The following is a 17749-nucleotide window of genomic DNA, read 5'->3' as shown; positions in this document are numbered from 1 at the left end:
CTCGGTGAGCATCCAGCCAACCATCCACTAACGGGGTAGGTCGTCGCGGAACCGCGCCGGCCGGCCCTCCTTGCGAGCGCGCGTGGCTTCCTCGAAGTTGTCGGTGAGCAGCCGCAGGTAGAGCTGGCCGATGCCCTCGACCGGCATGTAGCTCTCCATGGAGCCGGCGGCGGTCCCGGCATGCAGGGACTTCTTGGTCAGCTCGATGCCCGGCTGGGAGAGCTCGGCGATCCGGGCCCCGATCGCGATGGCCTCCTCGAGCACCGGGTCGGCCAGGCGGGAGACGAGCCCGATGCGCGCGGCCTCCTCGGCCATCAGGTCGCGGCCGGTGAACATCAGGTCCGCCGCGTGGCTGGAGCCGACGGCGCGCGGCAGCAGATAGCTGAGCCCGAGCTCGCTCGCGGTGAGCCCGTTGTTGATCCCGGCGGCCCGGAAGTACGCCGCGGGCGAGGCGATCCGGATCTCGCAGGCGAGCGCCAGGCAGAGCCCGCCACCGATGGCCGCGCCGTTGACCGCCGCGATGACCGGCTGGTGCAGCCTGCGGATGGTTCCGATCACGTCCTCGAGAAGATCCAGCGACCGCAGCGCGTAGCCCGGCCGAGCGAGCCCCTCGGTATGCGGCGGCCGCCCAGCCGACTCCTGGTCCGCGCCGGCGCAGAAGGCCCGTCCGGCCCCGGTGATCACGATCGCCCGGACGCTGTTGTCGTGGCCGAGCGCGACCAGCTGGTCGCGAACCGGCACCATCACGTCGAACGACATCGCGTTCATCCGCTCGGGACGGTCCAGGGTGAGGACGGCGACGCCGTCGACAGGACGGTCGATCGAGACGTACGACATGGTCAGCTCGCCTTCTCGGCACGGATCGCGTCGGAGATCTCCCGTGCGCGGCGATAGTCGGCCTTGCCTGTGACGTGCCGCGGGACCGTCTCGACGACGTGCACGGTGCGCGGGACCTTGTAGCCCGAGAGCCGGGTGCGCAGGTGCGCGCGGACGTCCTCGACGTCGAGGTCGACATCCGGCCGAGGCTCGATGAGGGCTGCGACCTGTTGACCGTAGGTCGGGTCGGGAAGCGCGAAGACGAGGGTGTCGAAGACTCCGGGATGGGACTTGAGAGCGACCTCGACCTCCTCGGGGTAGACCTTCTCGCCGCCGGTGTTGATGCAGCCCGATCCACGTCCGAGCAGGGTCAGCCGATGGCCCTCCTCGATCTGGACGTAGTCGCCGGGGACGGCGTACCGGGTGCCGTCGATCTCGATGAACGTGCGCGCTGTCTTCTCGGGATCGCCCAGATAGCCGATCGGGATGGCGCCCGAGCGTGCCATCAGCCCGATCGCGCCGACCTCGCTGGGATCGATGATCCGGTGCTGCTCGTCGATCACGGCCGTCCCGGGGCCTAGGTGCACCAGGGATCCCTTGTCCGCGAGTGTCGCCTGCTCGATCCGTCCGTTGCCGGTCATCCCGGTCTCGGAGGAGCCGATGACGTCGAGCACCACGGCGTCCGGGAACGTCTTGATCCAGCGCTCCTTGACCTCGGCGGAGAAGAGCGCGGCCGCACTGGTCACGGTGGTCACCGTGCTGGTGTCGTAGGAGCCGCGCTCGAGCTCCTCGATCAGCGGCCGCGCCATCGCGTCCCCGACCAGCGATATCGTGCTGATCCCCTCGGCCTCGACGGTCCGCCAGATCGTCGGTGGGTCGAACTTGGGAAGAAGCACGCTGGTGTGGCCGGTGATGAACCGCATCAGCATCGCCCACTGCCCGCTGGAGTGCATGACCGGCCCGAGCTGGAGAGTGACCAGCGGCGACGGATCCTCGGCCGCAGCCCGGGACGGCGCGTACTCCTCGATCGGCTCCCGGGTCGCGAAGTCGATGCCGCCACCCAGCGCCCGCCAGGCATCCTCGTGCCGCCACATCACCCCCTTCGGGTAGCCCGTGGTCCCGCCGGTGTAGATGATGAAGACGTCATCGGCGCTGCGCTCGTCGAACCCCCTCGTGGGGGGCTCGCGATCGAGAGCGGTGCGCCAGTCGACGGACTCGTAGGCGGTGGTCTCGCCGCTGCCGTCGGAGATCGACACCACATGCCGGATGCGCTCGTGCTTCGGCACGACCGCGGCCAGCACCGGTGCGTACCGGGCCTCGTGGACGAGGCCGACGATCCCGGAGCTCTCGAAGAGATGGTCGAGCTCGGCCGCGAGATAGCGGTAGTTGATGTTGATCGGCACCACGCGCGCCTTGAAGCATCCCAGCATCGCGACCACGTGCTCGGCCACGTTGCGGGCCATCAGCCCGACATGCTCGCCAGGCTCGATCCCCACGCCGAGGAGATGGTGTGCGAAGCGGTTGGCCTCGGCGTCCAGCTCGGCGTAGGTGTAGCGCACCTCGCCGGCGATCAGCGCTGGACGATCCGGGACGACATCGACAACGTGCTCGACCAGGTCGGCGATCTGAACTGCCATGAGCGAAACCTTGGAACGCGAGGGCGCCTGGTGTCACGCACGCAGTGTCGCTAGATGGAACGTGTTCTAGGAACTCGTGTAGGTCGGCGTCGCGACGTCCTCCCGGCCCCGCCGCCACCTCCGGAGCACGGCCGGTACGAGGAGGAGAGCGAGAACGAGGACACCGCCTGAGGAGATCGCCGCGCCGGCCCGCAGACCGGGCGCTTCGTACCGGAGCGTGACGGTGTGGGTGCCGTCGGGAACCGGCACCGCCGCGAAGGCGTGGTTGCCGGCGACCAGGTCCACGGCGCGGCCGTCGACCGTCGCCGACCATCCCGGGCGGGCGATCGAGTCGGCGACGACCAGGTAGCCGGCTCCGTCCGCGGTGACCGACGCCCGGATCGTCTCGGGCTCGTCGCGGAGCACCTCGACCTCTGCGGTCGAGCCCGACGCCACCGGCGTCGAGTCGTCCTCGAGGAGCACCGTGCCTGCTGGAATCCCCTCGGTCAGGCGTTGCACCCGGGTCGGCCCGTCGGTGACGACCTCGCTGGTGCCGGCCCAGCGGATCCGGGGCAGCGCGCTCGCGCGCTCGTAGACGACAGCACCGGCCGAGGTGTGCACCACCCGGAGGCCGTCGTTCCTCTCCGGCCTGACCGGGGCACAGATCGCGGATCCGTCGGAGCGGCCGGCCAGGTGGACGGGCTTGCGCTTGCCCGAGAACGTGATGGTGACGGGCACCGGGCCGGAGGTGAAGCGGTGGTCGGGCACGGCGACGCGGAGCCTGGCACCGCGCTTGATCGGCTTGGTCACGGCCTGCGCGGAGGAGATCGCATCGGCGCCCGTGCCGATCTCCACCCGGACGGTCGTGGGCACCTGCTGGCGCGGCCTGAGGCCGTCCGGCACGGTGACCTCGATCCCGCGCAGCTCGCCCGGCGGGACCTGACAGGTCGCCTCCTGACCGGACATCACGGTCAGCGGCTGTCGCTGCGCCGGCGGCACCCGGACCGGCTCGGCGGCCCCGATGACCTCCCGCGGCTGGGTCGCCCAATAGCGGACGGAGAGCTGGTCGAGCACCGGCTGGCGGCCCGGGGTGGGCACGTTCGCGGGGAAGTCGCTGTAGGTCCGCGACAGCTGGGCATCCGGGCTGACCGCGGCGATCAGCGCCTTCCACTCCGGCGAGGTGAACTCGTGGCCGGTCGGCGTACGCAACCGGTAGTGGTCGGCGACGCCCGTGTGCTCCCAGCTCGAGGCGCCATAGCGTTCCTCGCCGAGGTTCTCCTTCAAGAACGCGTGGGCCGGAGTCACCGGGTAGAAGTCGTCGCGGTCGGTCAGCGGCAGCACCTCGCGGGCGAACATCGTGCTCTGCGCGAGCACGGCGATCACGAGCACCAGCGGCCCCAGCAGCCGCAGGCGACCCCGCAGCAGCAGCGTCGCCGCCACCGCGAGGACCGAGACGATCAGCAGGACCGCCGGCCCTCGCAGGTTCGCGGCCAGGTCCGGGAATGGCCGGGTGGCGCTGTCGATGTAGACGTACGCCGCGTAGAGGAAGTACGCAGCCGCTCCGACGGCCACCAGCAGCATGACCACGGCCACCACCGGGCGCGGACGCCAGGCCCGGCCCTCGCCGTGAGGCGGGCGGGACTCTTCGGCCCGCTGGAGCAGACGCTCGAGACCGATGCCGGCCAGGACCGCGCACAGGAACCCAAAGATCGAGTTCGCTCGCCCGAAGCTGTTGGAGCTGTAGCCGGGCAGCTTCTGGAGCAGCTCGAGCGGCAGCCCGCCGATCCACAGGAGCCAGACGACCGCGGCCAGGGCGACCGCGAGCAGTGCCGGCGTCGTCGGCCGGCGACCGCCCGGCAGCCTGATCACCAGGGCGCCCAGGACCAGCACCAGCGCTGCGACACCGACGAACGCGATCGACTCGATCGGGTTGTCCTCGCCGAACCAGAGCCCGTCGACACAGGTGCCGTAGACGTCGGGGGCGACGGTGGTGAGCGCGAGACTGGCGGGCTTGACCTGGTTGGGAACGCGTTCGTCGATCCCCAGAGCGCTCATGTTGAGCGCGAACGGAAGCACCTGCACCGCGGAGAGCGCTACCCCGAGCCCGACCCCGCCGGCGGCGATGCCGCCCGCGACCAGCGTCCGCCGCGCGTTTCGGAGCATGAGCGCCCGGACGACCACATAGACCCCGCCCAGGGTCAGCGCGAACATCGTCACGGCCGGGAACCCGCCGAGCAGCATCGAGGCGACGATCACGCCGACGGCCGCGAGGTCACGCGCACCCCGCTCGTGGACTGCCCTGTCGAGGGCCCAGAACAGCAGCGGGATCAGGCAGGCGACCTTGGTGTGCGGCCAGTTGGTCCACATCATCATGAAGCCCGAGGTGAAGAAGACCAGGCCGGCGACGAGCGCGATGCTGCGCCGCACGCCGAGGCGGCCGAGGAGGAGCACCATCCCGGCCAGCACCAGGACCAGCTCGGTCAGCTTCACCCACGCCGGCGCCAGCCACATCGGCATCACCCAGTAGGGCCACGAGACCGGGCTGAGGACCGCGTGGTTGGGCAGCGAGGCCAGCGGCGCGCCGCCGACCTCATAGGGCGCCCAGGTCTGCCAGTTGCCGTGGCGTGCGCCCTCGACGATGCTCTCGACACCCGGCAGGTAGTAGTCCCAGGTGTCGCCGCGGCACCACAGCGTCCCTTGCGGGATCGGCCCGTCGGCGGCGTACGGCATCATCGCGTGCAGCCAGCCGGTGTCCAGCAGCATGCCGTGCCCGACGAGCGCGGGACCGAAGGTCACCGCGACGAAGAGGACGACGAGCGCCAGCACGACGCCGGAGCGCCACCGATCGGAGATCACAACCCGGAAATCTATGAGTAGTCGGCGCCGAGCGCGGGGAGCGCACGCGGTAGGTCGGGCATGCGGGCGCTCAGTCGCGCCTGGTCGCGACGGCGACGAGACCGGTTCCGGTGTCGGGCCGTAGCCGCTGCAGGGCCATGAACGGGCTGGTCGCGAGGGCGATGGCGGCGCCCTTGAGGCGTCCGCTGGGCTGGAACGTACGCCCCGTCGCCCGGGTGAGCTCTTCGGGTGTGAGATCTCCCACCTTGGCCAGCTTCCGGGCGTCGATCCGGTTGCGGACCGCCTCCAGGGCATAGCCGAGCGGCCAGCCGTAGACGGTCACCGCGACCTCCCCGAGGCCCGCCTCCTCGAGCCGGGCGGTGAGCTCGTCGGGGCTGTAGCGGCGGAAGTGGCCGGCGTGCTGGTCCATCGGCCCGAACCGCTCCTGGAACGCCGGCACGGAGAGCACCAGGTGGCCGCCGGGGCGGATGTGGGTGACCCACTCGGCCAGCGCCCCCTTGTCGTCCTCGATGTGCTCGAGCACCTCGAAGGCACAGACGAGGTCGTACGTCGCCCCCGGCTCCAGCTCGGAGGACATCGCGTTGAGGACGGTGCCACCGAGGGCGGTGATGCGCTCGTACGCCACCGCGAACGAGTCCGCGTCGGGCTCGACCCCGAGGTAGTCGGCGCGGGTGGCCAGCCGGGCGCCGAAAGCCCCCTGGCCGCAGCCGATCTCCAGAGCGGTCCTCGGTGCGAGCCGGTCGATGATCCGGCTGACGACGTCGTAGCGCAGCCAGGCACGGGGTGCGAGCGGGGGCAGCGGGCGGTCGGTCGCGGTGAGCGTCATCTGGTTCCTGGGTCGTGGCTGAGACAGTCGATGATGGGGGAGGCGACGGCCTGGGGCGTGTAGTGCTCGCGGGCCTGGTCGTAGGCCGCCTCCCGGAGGCGCTGGGCCTCGTCGGGGTCGTCGGCGAGCTTGGTGAGAGCGGCGGCGAGGTCGTCCGGGCTGCCCGGGGAGACCAGCATGGCCGCGCTCTCCAGCATCCGCCGTTGGGGTGCGGTGTCGGAGGTGACGACGACCGCACCGGCGGCCGCGCCCTGGAACGCCTTGTTCGGCACCACCCGGCGAGCCTGCGGGACCGTGCCGAAGATGCCGAGGCTCACGTCGAACCCGGCGACGAAGTCGGGCAGCTCCTCGGCGTCGACCCAGTCGACCCAGGAGACCCGCGGATTGTCGGCCGCGAGGCGCCGGGCCTCGTCGTACTGCTGGCCCTGGCCCACCATCGTCACCTCGATCCGCTCGTCGTCGGCGAGGATGTCGAGGGCGTCGGCGATCACCGGAGCGCCGTGGGTGGGGGAGAAGAGGCCGACGAAGACCGCCTTCAGCGGCGCCTCGGTCGGCCGCTCGAGCGCCTTGGCCCCCGCGTCGAACCACTCCGTGGTGGCCCCGACCGGACAGACCACCGAGTGGAGGCGTACGTCCTCGGGCAGTGCCTGCTGCTGCTCGACCGTGTCGACGATGACCACGTCGGCCTGCGCCAGCGCCATCGCGTCGATCGCCTTCATCAGCCGCAGCTTGAGCCCGCCCGACCCGGCCAGCCGCCGGTTGGTGGCGACCCCGGCCGCGGAGACCATGTGGTCCAGCAGGATGGTCGAGCGGGGATGCAGGAGACGAGCCAGGTGCACGTCGAAGTGGCCCAGATAGCCGACCAGGACGGCGTCGGGGCGCCGGCGCCGTCGCAGCGTCTCCACGATCAGCCCGCTCCAGCAGGTCAGCAGGCGCAGCACGAGCAGCGGCAGCCGCCACGGTTGACGCAGGATCGCCACCCTCGCCGCGGTGTCCAGACCCAGCGGTCGGTTGACCTCGCTGACCTCTGCACCGCAGGCGCGTAGACCCTCGATGAGTACCGCGACCCGCGGATGGGAGGTCACGTCGTAGGTGCCGAAGGCGACGATGTGCATCACCTCAACGTTAGGCTCGACGTCAAGGAAAGATCGAGCAGCACACCCCGCATCTGAGATGTCGGCACCCGAAAGTGCTGCCGGGAAAGGACCCGTGGGCCGAGGCTGGACGCAGGTGGTGCCGCTCAAGGCGGTGGTCGTCGCGATCGTCGTCGCGGTGGCTGCGTACGCGGTCCACCGCAACTGGGATGCGCTCGTACGCGGCTTCGAGGAGCTGCCGCTGTGGGTGCTCGCGGTCGCCTTCGGCCTGACCGTGCTCGCCCAGGGTGTGGCGCTGCTGATGTGGCGGGTGGTGCTGGCCGATCTCGGCACGCCGCTGCCGCTGGTGCCCGCGGCCAGGATCTTCTACGTCAGCCAGCTGGGGAAGTACCTGCCCGGCTCGTTGTGGACGATCCTGGGCCAGATGGAGCTCGCCCGCGCGGAGCGGGTGCCGCGGCGTACGTCCCTGACCCAGGGCGTCCTCGTGCTGGCGATCGCCGTCGGGGCCGGGGTGATGGTGTCGGTGCTGCTGATGCCGTTCCTCGGGCAGGAGACCCTTGCCCGCTACTGGTGGGCGGTCCTGCTGCTGCCGCTGATCCTGGTGATGCTGCATCCGCCGGTCTTCGGCCGTGTGGTCGACACGGGGCTGGGACTGGTGGGGCGCGAGCCGCTCGAGGTGCTGCCGACCTGGCGGGGGATCGGCAAGGCGCTGGCCCTGCAGAGCCTGGTCTGGCTTCTCCTCGGCCTCCAGATCTGGGTGGTCGTGGTCGGCCTGGGCGGCGACCCGCTGCCCTCCTTGCTGGCCAGCGTCGGCGGCTACGCGCTCGGGTTCAGCCTGGGGATGGCCGCGATCGGGCTGCCGGCCGGCGCCGGGCTGCGCGAGGCCGTCCTGGTCGTCGCGCTCTCCGGCGTCCTCTCGCCAGGGCTGGCCCTCCTGGTCGCCCTGCTGGCCCGCGGCATCGCGGTCCTGGCCGATGTCGTCGTCGCCCTGGTCGCCGTCTTCCTGACCCGTCGCGCCGGCGACCTTCCAACACCAGCCAACGAACCACTCGGGAGACCTCTGTGCCCACCGCACGGCCCACCGCACCACAGCTCTGGACCGCCGGCCTGATCGCCAACCTCATCACCTGTGCCGGCGTGTGCGCCGGCTATGCGCTCTCCTCGCCGCTCTACGGCACCAAGGACGAGGTGGCTCATGTCGACCACGCCTACCAGCTCTGGCACGGCACCCTGATCAGCATCGGTGATCCGATGCGGATGCCGCAGATCTGGGGCTACACGCTGCCCTTCGACTGGACCGGCCAGCACCCGCCGCTCTTCTACCTGCTGCTGGCGCCCGTGGTCGGGCCGCTCACCGACGCCGGCCACCTGCTCACCGCCGGGATGGCCGCGCGCGGCATCAGTGCCGTGATCACCTGCCTGGTGGTGGCCGCGGTGATGTGGACGACGCGGCAGATCGTCCCGGGCCGTCCCGAGGTCTCGATCACGGCCGGACTGGTCACCGCGCTGAGCCCGGCGCTGACCAGGCTCGGCGGCGTCGTCTTCAACGACAACCTGTTCGTGCTCTGGGCCACCCTGCTGGTCGGGCAGACCGTCTGGCTGCTCCGGAACGGGCCGAGGACCCGCGGGCTGGTGCTCTTCGGTCTGTACGCCGCTGCCGCGCTCGGCACCCGGCTCCCCGGTGTCGTCTTCATCGGGTTGTGTGCGACGACCCTCGGCCTGGTCTGGCTCTTCACCGGCCCCCGCCGCGACTGGGCGGGCATCCTGCGCCTGAGCATCGCGGTGCTGTTCGCCGTCGCAGTCAACGCGTGGTTCTACATCCGTAACTTCCGGGACACCGGCAACTGGTCCGGCATGCAGACCGACCTCGTCGGGAAGCCTGGCAGCCCCCTCCAGGAACGGGAGGTACGCCCGGTGCTCGAGGTCGCCACCGACCCGGACATCTGGCGCCAGCTGCTGATCCCGCCGGCACTCCAGGAGCGCGTGGTCCTCGGGGCCGTGCTCACCCTCGTACCGCTCGTGGTCGGCCTGGTGGTCGGCCTCCGGGCGATCTCCCGTTCGCGGCGCGAGCCCGTCCGGATGGCGACGGCGCTGCTGCTGCTCGCCCTCACCGCTGTCATCGTCGCGATCCAGCTCAGGTATGCGGCCGGCGGCGGGGGAGCGTACTGGCGCTATCTCATCCCGCTCACGGTCGTGACCAGCCTGCTCAGCGCGCTCGGGCTCACCGCCGTCCCGCGCCTGGCGGGGCCGGTGGTCGCGGTCTGGGCCGCAGCGGCGTACGCGGTCTTCGCTGCCCACATCGCTCCGCCGAACCCCTCCGGTGGTGATCTCGCCACCGCACCGGTCTTCCAGTCGGTGGCGTGGGCGGCGGCGGGGGTCGCCGGGATCGGGGCGGTGGTCGCTGCGGCGACCGTCCTTTTGGTCGCCGTCGCCCGGTCCCGTTAAGATCTGATGGATCTGTCGTGCCCTCATCCGGAAGTGAAACATGACCAGTCTGGACCCGACTGGGTTGAACCCCAAGGGGCCGCTCGTGCTCGATACACGTGAGCTCAGCCGCCGCCCGGGGTCCGAACGTCATGTTGAGATGAAGGTGCCGGCACCGGCGGATCTTGGTATCGAAGTCCTCGCAGTCCCCGAGGGATCTCAGGTCGAGCTCGACCTGCGTCTCGAGGCGGTCATGGAGGGTGTTCTGGTCACGGGGACGGCTCTGGTCGACCTCGACGGCGAGTGCGTGCGGTGCCTGGAGAAGATCGAGGACGAAGCCGAGGTCGACATCCAGGAGTTGTACGTCTACAACGACTCTCGTGACGGCCAGGCGCCTGACGAGGACGACGAGACCAGCCGGACCGAGGGTGATCTGATCGACCTCGAGCCGGTGCTCAGGGATGCGGTGGTGCTCGCACTGCCGTTCCAGCCGATGTGCCAGGACGACTGTCCGGGACTGTGCCCCGACTGTGGGGCGCGGCTCGCGGACGAGCCCGGGCACAACCACGGCGAGAAGGTCGACCCGCGCTGGGCGGGGCTGGCTTCGCTCAAAGATGACCCCAGCAACTAGAGTTCGCCAGATAATTAGGCTTCAGTAGCCGGTCGAGATCCGACCGGCCGAATAAGAGGAGAAAACAGTGGCTGTCCCGAAGCGGAAGATGTCGCGCAGCAACACCCGTCACCGCCGCTCGGCCTGGAAGGCCGTTGCGCCGACCCTGGTGACGTGCGCGAACCCCGCCTGCGGCGCCAAGCACATCCCGCACCGTGCGTGCGGCGAGTGCGGCCAGTACGGCGCTCGCGCCGAGCGTCGCCAGGTCCTCTGATCTGACACGCGGTTAGTCTCCTGACCAACTACGCAGAGCTTCGCAAAGCGCTCGGGGATCCGATTCTGGACCCCGAGCTGCTTGAGCGTTCGCTCACTCACCGGTCCTACGCCTACGAGAACGGTGGCCTGCCCACCAACGAGCGCCTGGAGTTCTTGGGCGACTCGGTGCTCGGCGTCGTGGTCACCGAGACCCTCTACCGCACCCACCCCGACCTGCCCGAGGGCAAGCTGGCCAAGCTGCGGGCTGCGGTTGTGAACGCCCGCGCCTTGGCCGAGGTCGGTCAGGCCATCGGCCTCGGCCAGCACATCAAGCTGGGCCGTGGCGAGGAGGCCACCGGTGGGCGCGAGAAGGCGTCGATCGTCTCTGACACCGTCGAGGCGGTGATCGGAGCGGTCCACCTCTCCGGTGGCATCGAGGTCTCCACCGTCCTCGTCCACCGGCTCTTCGACCCCCTCATCGAGGCGGCCTCCGACCTCGGTGCCGGGCTCGACTGGAAGACCTCGCTGCAGGAGCTCGCCGCCGAGCGGGCTCTCGGTGTGCCCGAATACGTCATCACCGACGAGGGCCCCGACCACATGAAGACCTTCACCGCGAAGGTCCGGGTCGGCGAGCAGCTCTACGGCAACGGCGTCGGCCGCTCCAAGAAGGAGGCCGAGCAGGCCGCCGCGGAGACGGCCTACGGCGAGATCCAGGCCGCTTCCACCACCTCCGCCTGAAGGCTGCAGGTCACTAGTTGCCTGAGCTCCCCGAGGTCGAGGTCGTCCGCGCCGGCCTCGAGCGCCACGTCGTCGGCGCGAGGATCGTGGCCGTCGAGGTCCTGCACCCCAGGCCCGTACGCCGCCATCTCGCCGGCCCCTCGGCCTTCGCCGAGGAACTGGCCGGTCGAGCGATCACCGGCGCCCGGCGCCGGGGCAAGTATCTGTGGCTGCCGCTCGATTCCGGCGACGCCCTGATGGCACACCTGGGCATGAGCGGCCAGATGCTCGTCCAACCGCCCGCCTCGCCCGACGAGCGCCACCTGCGGGTGCGGATCCGTCTCGACGGCGCCGCGGAGGGCCGCGAGCTCCGCTTCGTCGACCAGCGCATGTTCGGCGGCCTCTCGATCAGCCCCGGGGGAGCCGAGCTCCCGTCCGAGATCGCCCACATCGCCCCCGACCCGCTCGAGGAGGCGTTCGACACCGAGGCGGTCGTGCGGCGGGTCCGGAGATCGGCCAGCGGGATCAAGCGGATCCTGCTCAACCAGACGGTGATCAGCGGGGTGGGCAACATCTACGCCGACGAGGCCTTGTGGCGCGCGAAGATCCACGGCGAACGCCCGGGGGACCGGCTGACCGGCCCGAAGGTGCGCGAGCTGCTGGGCCACGTACGCGACGTGATGACCGAGGCGCTCGCCCAGGGCGGCACCTCCTTCGACGCGCTCTATGTCAACGTGAACGGCGAGTCGGGCTACTTCGACCGGTCGCTGGCTGCGTACGGACGCGAGGGTGAGCCCTGCGACCGGTGCGGCGCCCCGATGCGCCGCGTCGCCTTCATGAACCGTTCCTCCTACTTCTGCCCCAGGTGCCAGCCCGCCCCGCGAGCGATCAAGAGCCCGAAGTCTGCCTAGCTGAAGAACCCGTAGATCTTGCTGACCTGACCTCGCTCGATCACCGCGACGTCCATACCCGTCCCTGCCGGCGGGCCATCGGCCGGGCCGAAGCGGTGCACATCGGGGAGCTCGGCCGGGCTGTCGACCGCGGACATCGCCTACCTGCTGCCATGCGCCACGGGGGAGGCTCCTGAACTGATCGGCTGCCCCGAACTGGTCGCGGCCATGCGCGCACGGATGGGGGTCCTCGAGGACCGGCTCGACAACCTGACCCGCTCCCGTGACGCGTTGGCGCGCTACATCGACCAAGCCGCACGGGTCAGCGAGGAGACCTACGGCCCCTTCGGCAGCATCAACTCCGAGCCAAGCCCGGCCTGAGCAGACACGGAAGGCGCTCAGTCCCAGGCAGCAAGGATCTCTTCCGGGCCCAGCGCTGAGTCGAGCGCTTGGCCTGTCCACTCGTCGAATCCGGAACGCGACACGGCGAGGAGACGTGCGTCGCCCGGCGTGACATGGCTCCGATGGGCCTCCAGCTCGTGAAGATCGTGGCGGTCGAACAGCTTTCCGGTGCGCCACTTGACCGATCCGACGGCATGGATACGCGTGGCCCTGGGCTCCTTGTCGGCGACGACGAGGTCTATCTGCGGGTTGTTGCTCCTGTTCCAGTAGGAGCCGACGACGGTGCCCCTCGAACCGGGCAGACCAGGAAGGTCTACTCGCCCGGCAAGGAGATTGAGCGAGTCGCGTACGACGGGCTCGATCGCGTTCCCGACCCACTGGTTCCAGCCGGCCTTGACGTAGTCGACGGCCAGGTCGCCGCGCTGGCGCTCGATATCCCCGAGGCGAGGCTCGATGAAACGCAGCCAGAAACGCAGGTATGCGTCATCGACTCGGTGGCGGGGCGACTTCGCTCCTTCGCCGGTCATCGAGATCGGATACTCGCTGGCGATGACCCGCTTGCCGTCGCGCAGCACCCCGAGCGCCCGCGCGACCCGCGGGCTGGGAAGACCGGCCGCCTGCTGGATGTTTGCGTTCGTACGCTCGCCCGAGCCGATGGCGGTGAGAACAGACCGGGCTTGTACGTCCTCCGGAAACTCTGCCGCCAGGATTCGGCGAGCCTGGGTCGTAAGGACGGAGAACGGGTCCCAGAGTGCGTCTTCGAGGTAGGTCCAGAGGTCGCGGTCCGCTCGCCATTCGGCGCACAGTGCCGGCATGCCGCCGGTGACCAGGTAGGCGTCGAGCGTGTCGGCGCCGTTCGTGCCGAGGTAGTTGCCGACAGCGGCGGGATCCAAGGGATTGACGACCATCGTCTGCGACCGCCCGTAGAAGGGGCGGTCGTAGTCATCCAGCGCCTCCATCATCGACAGATCCGAGCCGATGAGGATGAGCAGAACCGGCTTGCGCGAAAGTACTCGGTCCCAGAGCGTCTGGAGTGTGCCTTCGAACCCGTCGTCGCCGGCGATCATGTATGGCAGCTCGTCGATGACGACGACGCTCGGATGGTCAGGCAGCACGGATCCCAGCAGTCGTAGCGCGGCGTCCCAGGTGTCGAACTCGACGTCGGCGAACAGCTCGGCGCCTGGAAGCGTGGAGCGGGATGTCTGGCTGGCGAAGAGACGCAGCTCCTCCTGTCGCGACCGCCGGGACGCGGTGAAGAAGAGGGATGGCAGATCCAGGTCGTCCAACCAGTGGCTGACCAGGGTCGATTTGCCGACCTGGCGGCGCCCGCGTACGAGTAGTGCAAGGCCGTCTCCAGATCTGCTGACGCGCTGCAAGCGGCTGTCGAGATGGGCCGTTTCTCGTGAGCGCCCGACGAATAGTGCCATGATAAGATAGTATCATCAGAAGATACTATCTTGTCGGTGATCGCGAGTATTCGCGCATCAATACGCGGCACACGGCAATGGCTCCAATCCGTGTCCCGCGCTGACGCGACTACCAATGCGTGGATAGGCTCGGCCCCGTGAGAGAACGTTTCCGGTTGACCCCAGGTGGTCGTTACCCCCACGAGCCTTGGTTCCACATCGGTTCCCTGGGGGTGACCACGACGTGGCTCGTGGTCTTCGGGAGCATCGTCGGGCTGGTGCTCTTCGCGGTGCTGGGCGGCGAGGGTGTGCTCACCGGGCTCGCCCTGATCCAGCCCAACCTCGCCGACCTCAAGTTGTGGACGCTGGTCACCTGGCCGTTCGCCTACCCGCAGTTCAGCATCTTCGACGTCCTGGCGATCTTCTTCTTCTGGTACTTCGGGTCCGAGCTCGAGCGCAACGAGCTCGGCCGGGTCCGGTTCGCCTGGATGCTGGTGGCCTTCACCGCGGTGCTCTCGTTCCTGACCGTCTTCTTCGGTGCGGTGCTGGACCCCACCTACATCCTCGCCGGCCTGGGGATGCTGGAGATGATGGTGGTGCTGCTGTGGATCGCTCAGTGGCCCGACCGGATGTTCATGTTCAACATCCCGGCCTGGCTCTTCGGCGTGATCCTGGTCGGCATCCAGCTGATCCAGTATCTCGGCTACCGCAGCTGGGTGATGCTGCTCGTCTTCGTCGTCGGCCTGTTCGTCAACGCGTTCGTCGCGCGCCAGTTCGGGCTGCTGGAACGGTTCGCCTGGATCCCGCAGGTCGCCGGACCCGGCCAGCCGAAGGCGGCCAAGCCCGCCAAGGCCAAGAAGCGCAAGTCGGGCCCGACCGTGGTCACCGGCCCGTGGGAGTCCTCGACCGTCTCGAAGGACGAGCAGCGGATGGATGAGCTCCTCGACAAGATCCACGCCGAAGGAGCCGACTCGCTGACCGCCAAGGAGAAGAAGGAGCTCATGCAGCTGCGTGAGCGCCGCCGCCGAAGTTGAGCGCGACCCACTCAACTCTGGCGTGAGATCGACCCGTTCGTACGGTCGGAGGTCCCGGCTTTGGACGCGCGACGTTGACGCTTGTCGATAACGGTGTCACTCTTGTAGACGGCCCGGTATCGCGGGGACTTCTAGTGATTCCAACGAAGGAAACGTATTCATGGCGAAGGCGCTGATCGGTTACATGAGCAGCGACCTGCGGACTCCCGCCCACCTCACCGCCGAGAATGCTCGGTTGCGTGCACGTGTGCGTGAGCTCGAGGATCTCGTTCTCTCTCTGAAGACGGAGAACGATGCGTTGGTCGCGGCCCACACCGCTGACCTCGACACCTCGATGCAGGAGATGCAGCCCGCCTGACCTGCGGGCAACTCTGCAACACCACGGGCGAGAGCCCCTTGCTTCGTTCAAGGGGTGCCTCGTTCAGGGGGAACCGACTCTGTTGAACAGGGTCGGTTTCGACCTTTTTCGGAGGCGTACGAAGTTGCTGTCTGCTGTTCACCTCCGCGTCGACTCATGGAGGCCGGGCGGCACCGGACGTGGTTAGGCTCGCGCGGTCCTACTGCCTGCAGTAGTGCCCCCACTCGTGATCCCCCACAGGAGCTCAACGTTGTCCTCGTCGCGTACGCATCGGCTTCTGTACGCCCGGAAAGCTGACCGATGACCGCGCCCACGGTCTCGCCGAGTCCGGCAGCGACCACCCCGCAGCCGATATCGGCAACCGACGCGGCACCTGCGAGTCGCCAGGTTCGCGCCGACATCCAGGCGATGCGCGCGCTCGCGGTCCTGCTGGTCGTCGGCTACCACTTCTGGCCGAAGCGACTGACCGGCGGATACGTCGGTGTCGACGTGTTCTTCGTGATCTCCGGCTTCCTGATCACCACGCACCTGCTCCAGCATCAACCCCGGACCCTCCGCGACCTCGGAGTCTTCTGGGGCCGCCGGATCCGGCGGCTCCTCCCGGCCGCGCTGCTCGTGCTGGCCGCCTCCCTCCTCGCCACCTGGCTGATCGCTCCCGCGACGCTGTGGCACGACACCGCGACCCAGGCGGTGGCCTCAGCGTTCTACGTCCAGAACTGGTCGCTCGCCGCCGAGGCGGTGGACTACATGGCCGCCGACAACGTCCCGACGGCCGTCCAGCACTACTGGTCGCTGTCGGTCGAGGAGCAGTTCTACCTCGTCTGGCCCGTCATGATCCTTCTCGCCGGGGCCTTTGTCCGGCGCCGTGGCGGTCGGGTCCTGCCCGGGGTGGCGTGCGTGATCGTCGCGGTGACCGTGGCGTCCTTCGCGTGCTCGGCGCTCCTGACCTCGACCAACGACGCGGCGTACTTCCTCTCCTGGACCCGGTTCTGGGAGCTCGGCGTCGGCGGCATCGCCGCGCTGGTCGTTCTCGGGCTGCCCGGCTCCGGCTCCGGTGGAAGCGGTCGTACGCTACGCGCCCTGCTGACCTGGGTCGGACTGGCGGGGATCCTGTATGCGGCCTTCGTCTTCGACGATGCGACGGTCTTTCCCGGCACGGCCGCGCTGCTGCCGGTCACCGCGACCGCGCTGGTGATCCTGGCCGCCGCCGGACCCGGGTTCGGCTCGCCGCACCGGCTGCTGAGCCTCGGACCGGTGCAGTGGATCGGGGACATCTCCTACTCGGTCTACCTGTGGCACTGGCCGTTCGTCGTCCTCGTCCCGTACGCCCTCGGCCACCCGGCCGCCTGGCCAGTCAAGATCGCGGCGGTCGCGGTCGTCGTCGCCCTCGCCTGGGCGACGAAGGTCCTCGTCGAGGACAGGCTGCGCGGCAGCCGTCCGCTCGGGGTGCCGCTTCGTCGCAGCTTCGTCTTCGCTCTCGGTGGCGCGCTCGTGATCGCGGCCCTCGGGGGCGGTCTGGAGTGGCGTACGCAGGAAGCGTCGCGCGGGCCGTCGGCGGCCGTCGGCGACCCCTGCTTCGGCGCCCAGGTTCTCGTCGACCCGGCTTGTGGGGCGGTGCACGGCGACGAGCTCTTCACCACGCCCGCCTTCGCTGCCAAGGACGCAAGCCCGGCGGGCGAGGACGGCTGCATGGTGAGCGGCAGCTACGTCGATCGCGAGGTCTGCACCTACGGGGTGCGCAGCGGGCAGGTGCTCGACATCGCCCTGGTGGGGAACTCGCACGCCGACATGTGGCTCCCGGCGTTGGCGGACCTCGCCGAGAAGAACGGCTGGCGGATCTCCACCTACCTGATCGAGAACTGCTACACCGTCGACCGGCGGATCGACTTCGAGGACAAGCGCACCCGCAACTGCTTCGAGTGGAACCGATGGGCGATCGCAGAGGCCCGGGACGGCGACTACGACCTGATCATCACCGGGAACCGATCGTTGCAGCCGCTCCTGAACGTGCCCGAGCCGAAGATGGAGCAGGCCGTGACCGATGCCTACGAGCGGGTCCTGCGCAGCTGGAGCGAGGCCGGCAGGCCGGTGCTGGTGGTGCAGGATGCGCCGCGATCGGGCTACGAAGGCGACCCGACCGACCCCGAGTGCGCAGCGCTGCACGAGGACGACCTGGCGGCCTGCGATGCCCCGCTCGCCGAACGCGCGGTCACGGTCGAGCAGGCCGACGCGGCTCGCCGGCTGGACGATGAGCGGGTAGAGGTCTTCGACCCCACCCCCTACGTCTGCCCTCAGGACGTCTGCCGGGTCGTGGTCGGCGGCGTCATCGTCCACTACGACCTCCACCACCTGTCCGGGACCTTCGTACGCAGCCTCGCCCTGCAGCTCGAAGACGCGATCGACCGAGTGGTCGAGGGCTGATCGATGCTGTTCAAGAATCGACCT

The 17749-nt window shown here is 69.5% G+C and carries 17 protein-coding genes; 10 read left to right on the top strand and 7 right to left on the bottom strand.

Annotation, left to right across the window (positions count from 1 at the left end):
* Positions 1-27 precede the first annotated feature (27 nt).
* The 5 genes from IEY84_RS13950 to IEY84_RS13930 form a co-directional block, all read right to left on the bottom strand.
* On the bottom strand, positions 28-837 hold the full coding sequence (locus IEY84_RS13950) for an enoyl-CoA hydratase (protein ID WP_183546529.1): 810 nt from the start codon (positions 835-837) through the stop codon (positions 28-30).
* A gap of 2 nt (positions 838-839) precedes the next feature.
* Entirely contained in the window at positions 840-2453 is a 1614-nt protein-coding gene (locus tag IEY84_RS13945) for an acyl-CoA synthetase (protein WP_183546527.1), read from the bottom strand.
* Between the two features lie 66 nt (positions 2454-2519).
* Entirely contained in the window at positions 2520-5288 is a 2769-nt protein-coding gene (locus IEY84_RS13940; RefSeq protein WP_183546525.1) for a YfhO family protein, read from the bottom strand.
* A gap of 70 nt (positions 5289-5358) precedes the next feature.
* Entirely contained in the window at positions 5359-6114 is a 756-nt protein-coding gene (locus tag IEY84_RS13935; RefSeq protein WP_183546523.1) for a class I SAM-dependent methyltransferase, read from the bottom strand.
* On the bottom strand, positions 6111-7229 hold the full coding sequence (locus IEY84_RS13930; RefSeq protein ID WP_221208920.1) for a glycosyltransferase family protein: 1119 nt from the start codon (positions 7227-7229) through the stop codon (positions 6111-6113). Before IEY84_RS13930 ends, IEY84_RS13935 begins: the two co-directional genes overlap by 4 nt.
* Positions 7230-7344: 115 nt before the next feature.
* Here IEY84_RS13930 and IEY84_RS13925 point away from each other — a divergent pair, with 115 nt between their 5' ends.
* From IEY84_RS13925 to mutM, 6 genes are all read left to right on the top strand, one after another.
* Positions 7345-8319 carry a lysylphosphatidylglycerol synthase domain-containing protein gene (locus IEY84_RS13925; RefSeq protein ID WP_183546521.1) on the top strand — a complete coding sequence of 325 codons (975 nt, stop codon included), beginning with the start codon at positions 7345-7347 and terminating at the stop codon, positions 8317-8319.
* Positions 8271-9653: an ArnT family glycosyltransferase gene (locus IEY84_RS13920; protein WP_183546519.1), complete on the top strand. Its 1383-nt coding sequence runs from the start codon at positions 8271-8273 to the stop codon at positions 9651-9653. Before IEY84_RS13925 ends, IEY84_RS13920 begins: the two co-directional genes overlap by 49 nt.
* Positions 9654-9693: 40 nt before the next feature.
* Positions 9694-10263, top strand: coding sequence for a YceD family protein (locus IEY84_RS13915; protein ID WP_183546517.1), 570 nt, complete (start codon positions 9694-9696; stop codon positions 10261-10263).
* A 67-nt stretch (positions 10264-10330) separates the two neighbouring features.
* Positions 10331-10516, top strand: a complete 186-nt coding sequence (gene rpmF, locus IEY84_RS13910; protein WP_008358292.1) for a 50S ribosomal protein L32 — start codon at positions 10331-10333, stop codon at positions 10514-10516.
* Between the two features lie 20 nt (positions 10517-10536).
* Positions 10537-11235 carry a ribonuclease III gene (gene rnc / locus IEY84_RS13905; protein WP_183547105.1) on the top strand — a complete coding sequence of 233 codons (699 nt, stop codon included), beginning with the start codon at positions 10537-10539 and terminating at the stop codon, positions 11233-11235.
* A gap of 17 nt (positions 11236-11252) precedes the next feature.
* Positions 11253-12125 (top strand): bifunctional DNA-formamidopyrimidine glycosylase/DNA-(apurinic or apyrimidinic site) lyase, encoded by an 873-nt coding sequence (mutM, locus tag IEY84_RS13900; protein WP_183546515.1) that lies wholly within the window; start codon positions 11253-11255, stop codon positions 12123-12125.
* Here mutM and IEY84_RS13895 read toward each other — a convergent pair.
* On the bottom strand, positions 12122-12262 hold the full coding sequence (locus tag IEY84_RS13895) for a hypothetical protein (RefSeq protein WP_183546513.1): 141 nt from the start codon (positions 12260-12262) through the stop codon (positions 12122-12124). The genes mutM and IEY84_RS13895 overlap by 4 nt on opposite strands.
* Before the next feature lie 70 nt (positions 12263-12332).
* On the opposite strand from IEY84_RS13895, the gene IEY84_RS26730 reads away from it, so the two are divergent.
* Positions 12333-12485: a hypothetical protein gene (locus IEY84_RS26730; protein ID WP_221208919.1), complete on the top strand. Its 153-nt coding sequence runs from the start codon at positions 12333-12335 to the stop codon at positions 12483-12485.
* Between the two features lie 17 nt (positions 12486-12502).
* On the opposite strand, the gene IEY84_RS13885 is transcribed toward IEY84_RS26730, so the two are convergent.
* The gene (locus IEY84_RS13885; RefSeq protein WP_183546512.1) at positions 12503-13933 is read right to left on the bottom strand and encodes an ATP-binding protein; all 1431 of its coding nucleotides are present in this window, start codon (positions 13931-13933) and stop codon (positions 12503-12505) included.
* Positions 13934-14145: 212 nt separating this feature from the next.
* Between IEY84_RS13885 and IEY84_RS13880 the strand changes: the two genes are divergently transcribed.
* The 3 genes from IEY84_RS13880 to IEY84_RS13870 all read left to right on the top strand — a co-directional run bounded on the left by IEY84_RS13880 (position 14146) and on the right by IEY84_RS13870 (position 17725).
* On the top strand, positions 14146-14946 hold the full coding sequence (locus IEY84_RS13880; protein WP_183546510.1) for a DUF6576 domain-containing protein: 801 nt from the start codon (positions 14146-14148) through the stop codon (positions 14944-14946).
* A 160-nt stretch (positions 14947-15106) separates the two neighbouring features.
* On the top strand, positions 15107-15304 hold the full coding sequence (locus IEY84_RS13875) for a hypothetical protein (RefSeq protein WP_045548398.1): 198 nt from the start codon (positions 15107-15109) through the stop codon (positions 15302-15304).
* Positions 15305-15604: 300 nt separating this feature from the next.
* On the top strand, positions 15605-17725 hold the full coding sequence (locus tag IEY84_RS13870) for an acyltransferase family protein (protein WP_183546508.1): 2121 nt from the start codon (positions 15605-15607) through the stop codon (positions 17723-17725).
* Positions 17726-17749: the final 24 nt, after the last annotated feature.

Source organism: Nocardioides albus (assembly GCF_014648255.1).
Classification (GTDB): Bacteria; Actinomycetota; Actinomycetes; order Propionibacteriales; family Nocardioidaceae; genus Nocardioides; species Nocardioides albus.
The sequence above is the reverse complement of the archived record's forward strand: the minus strand, read 5'-3'. Positions and strand labels throughout refer to the sequence as shown.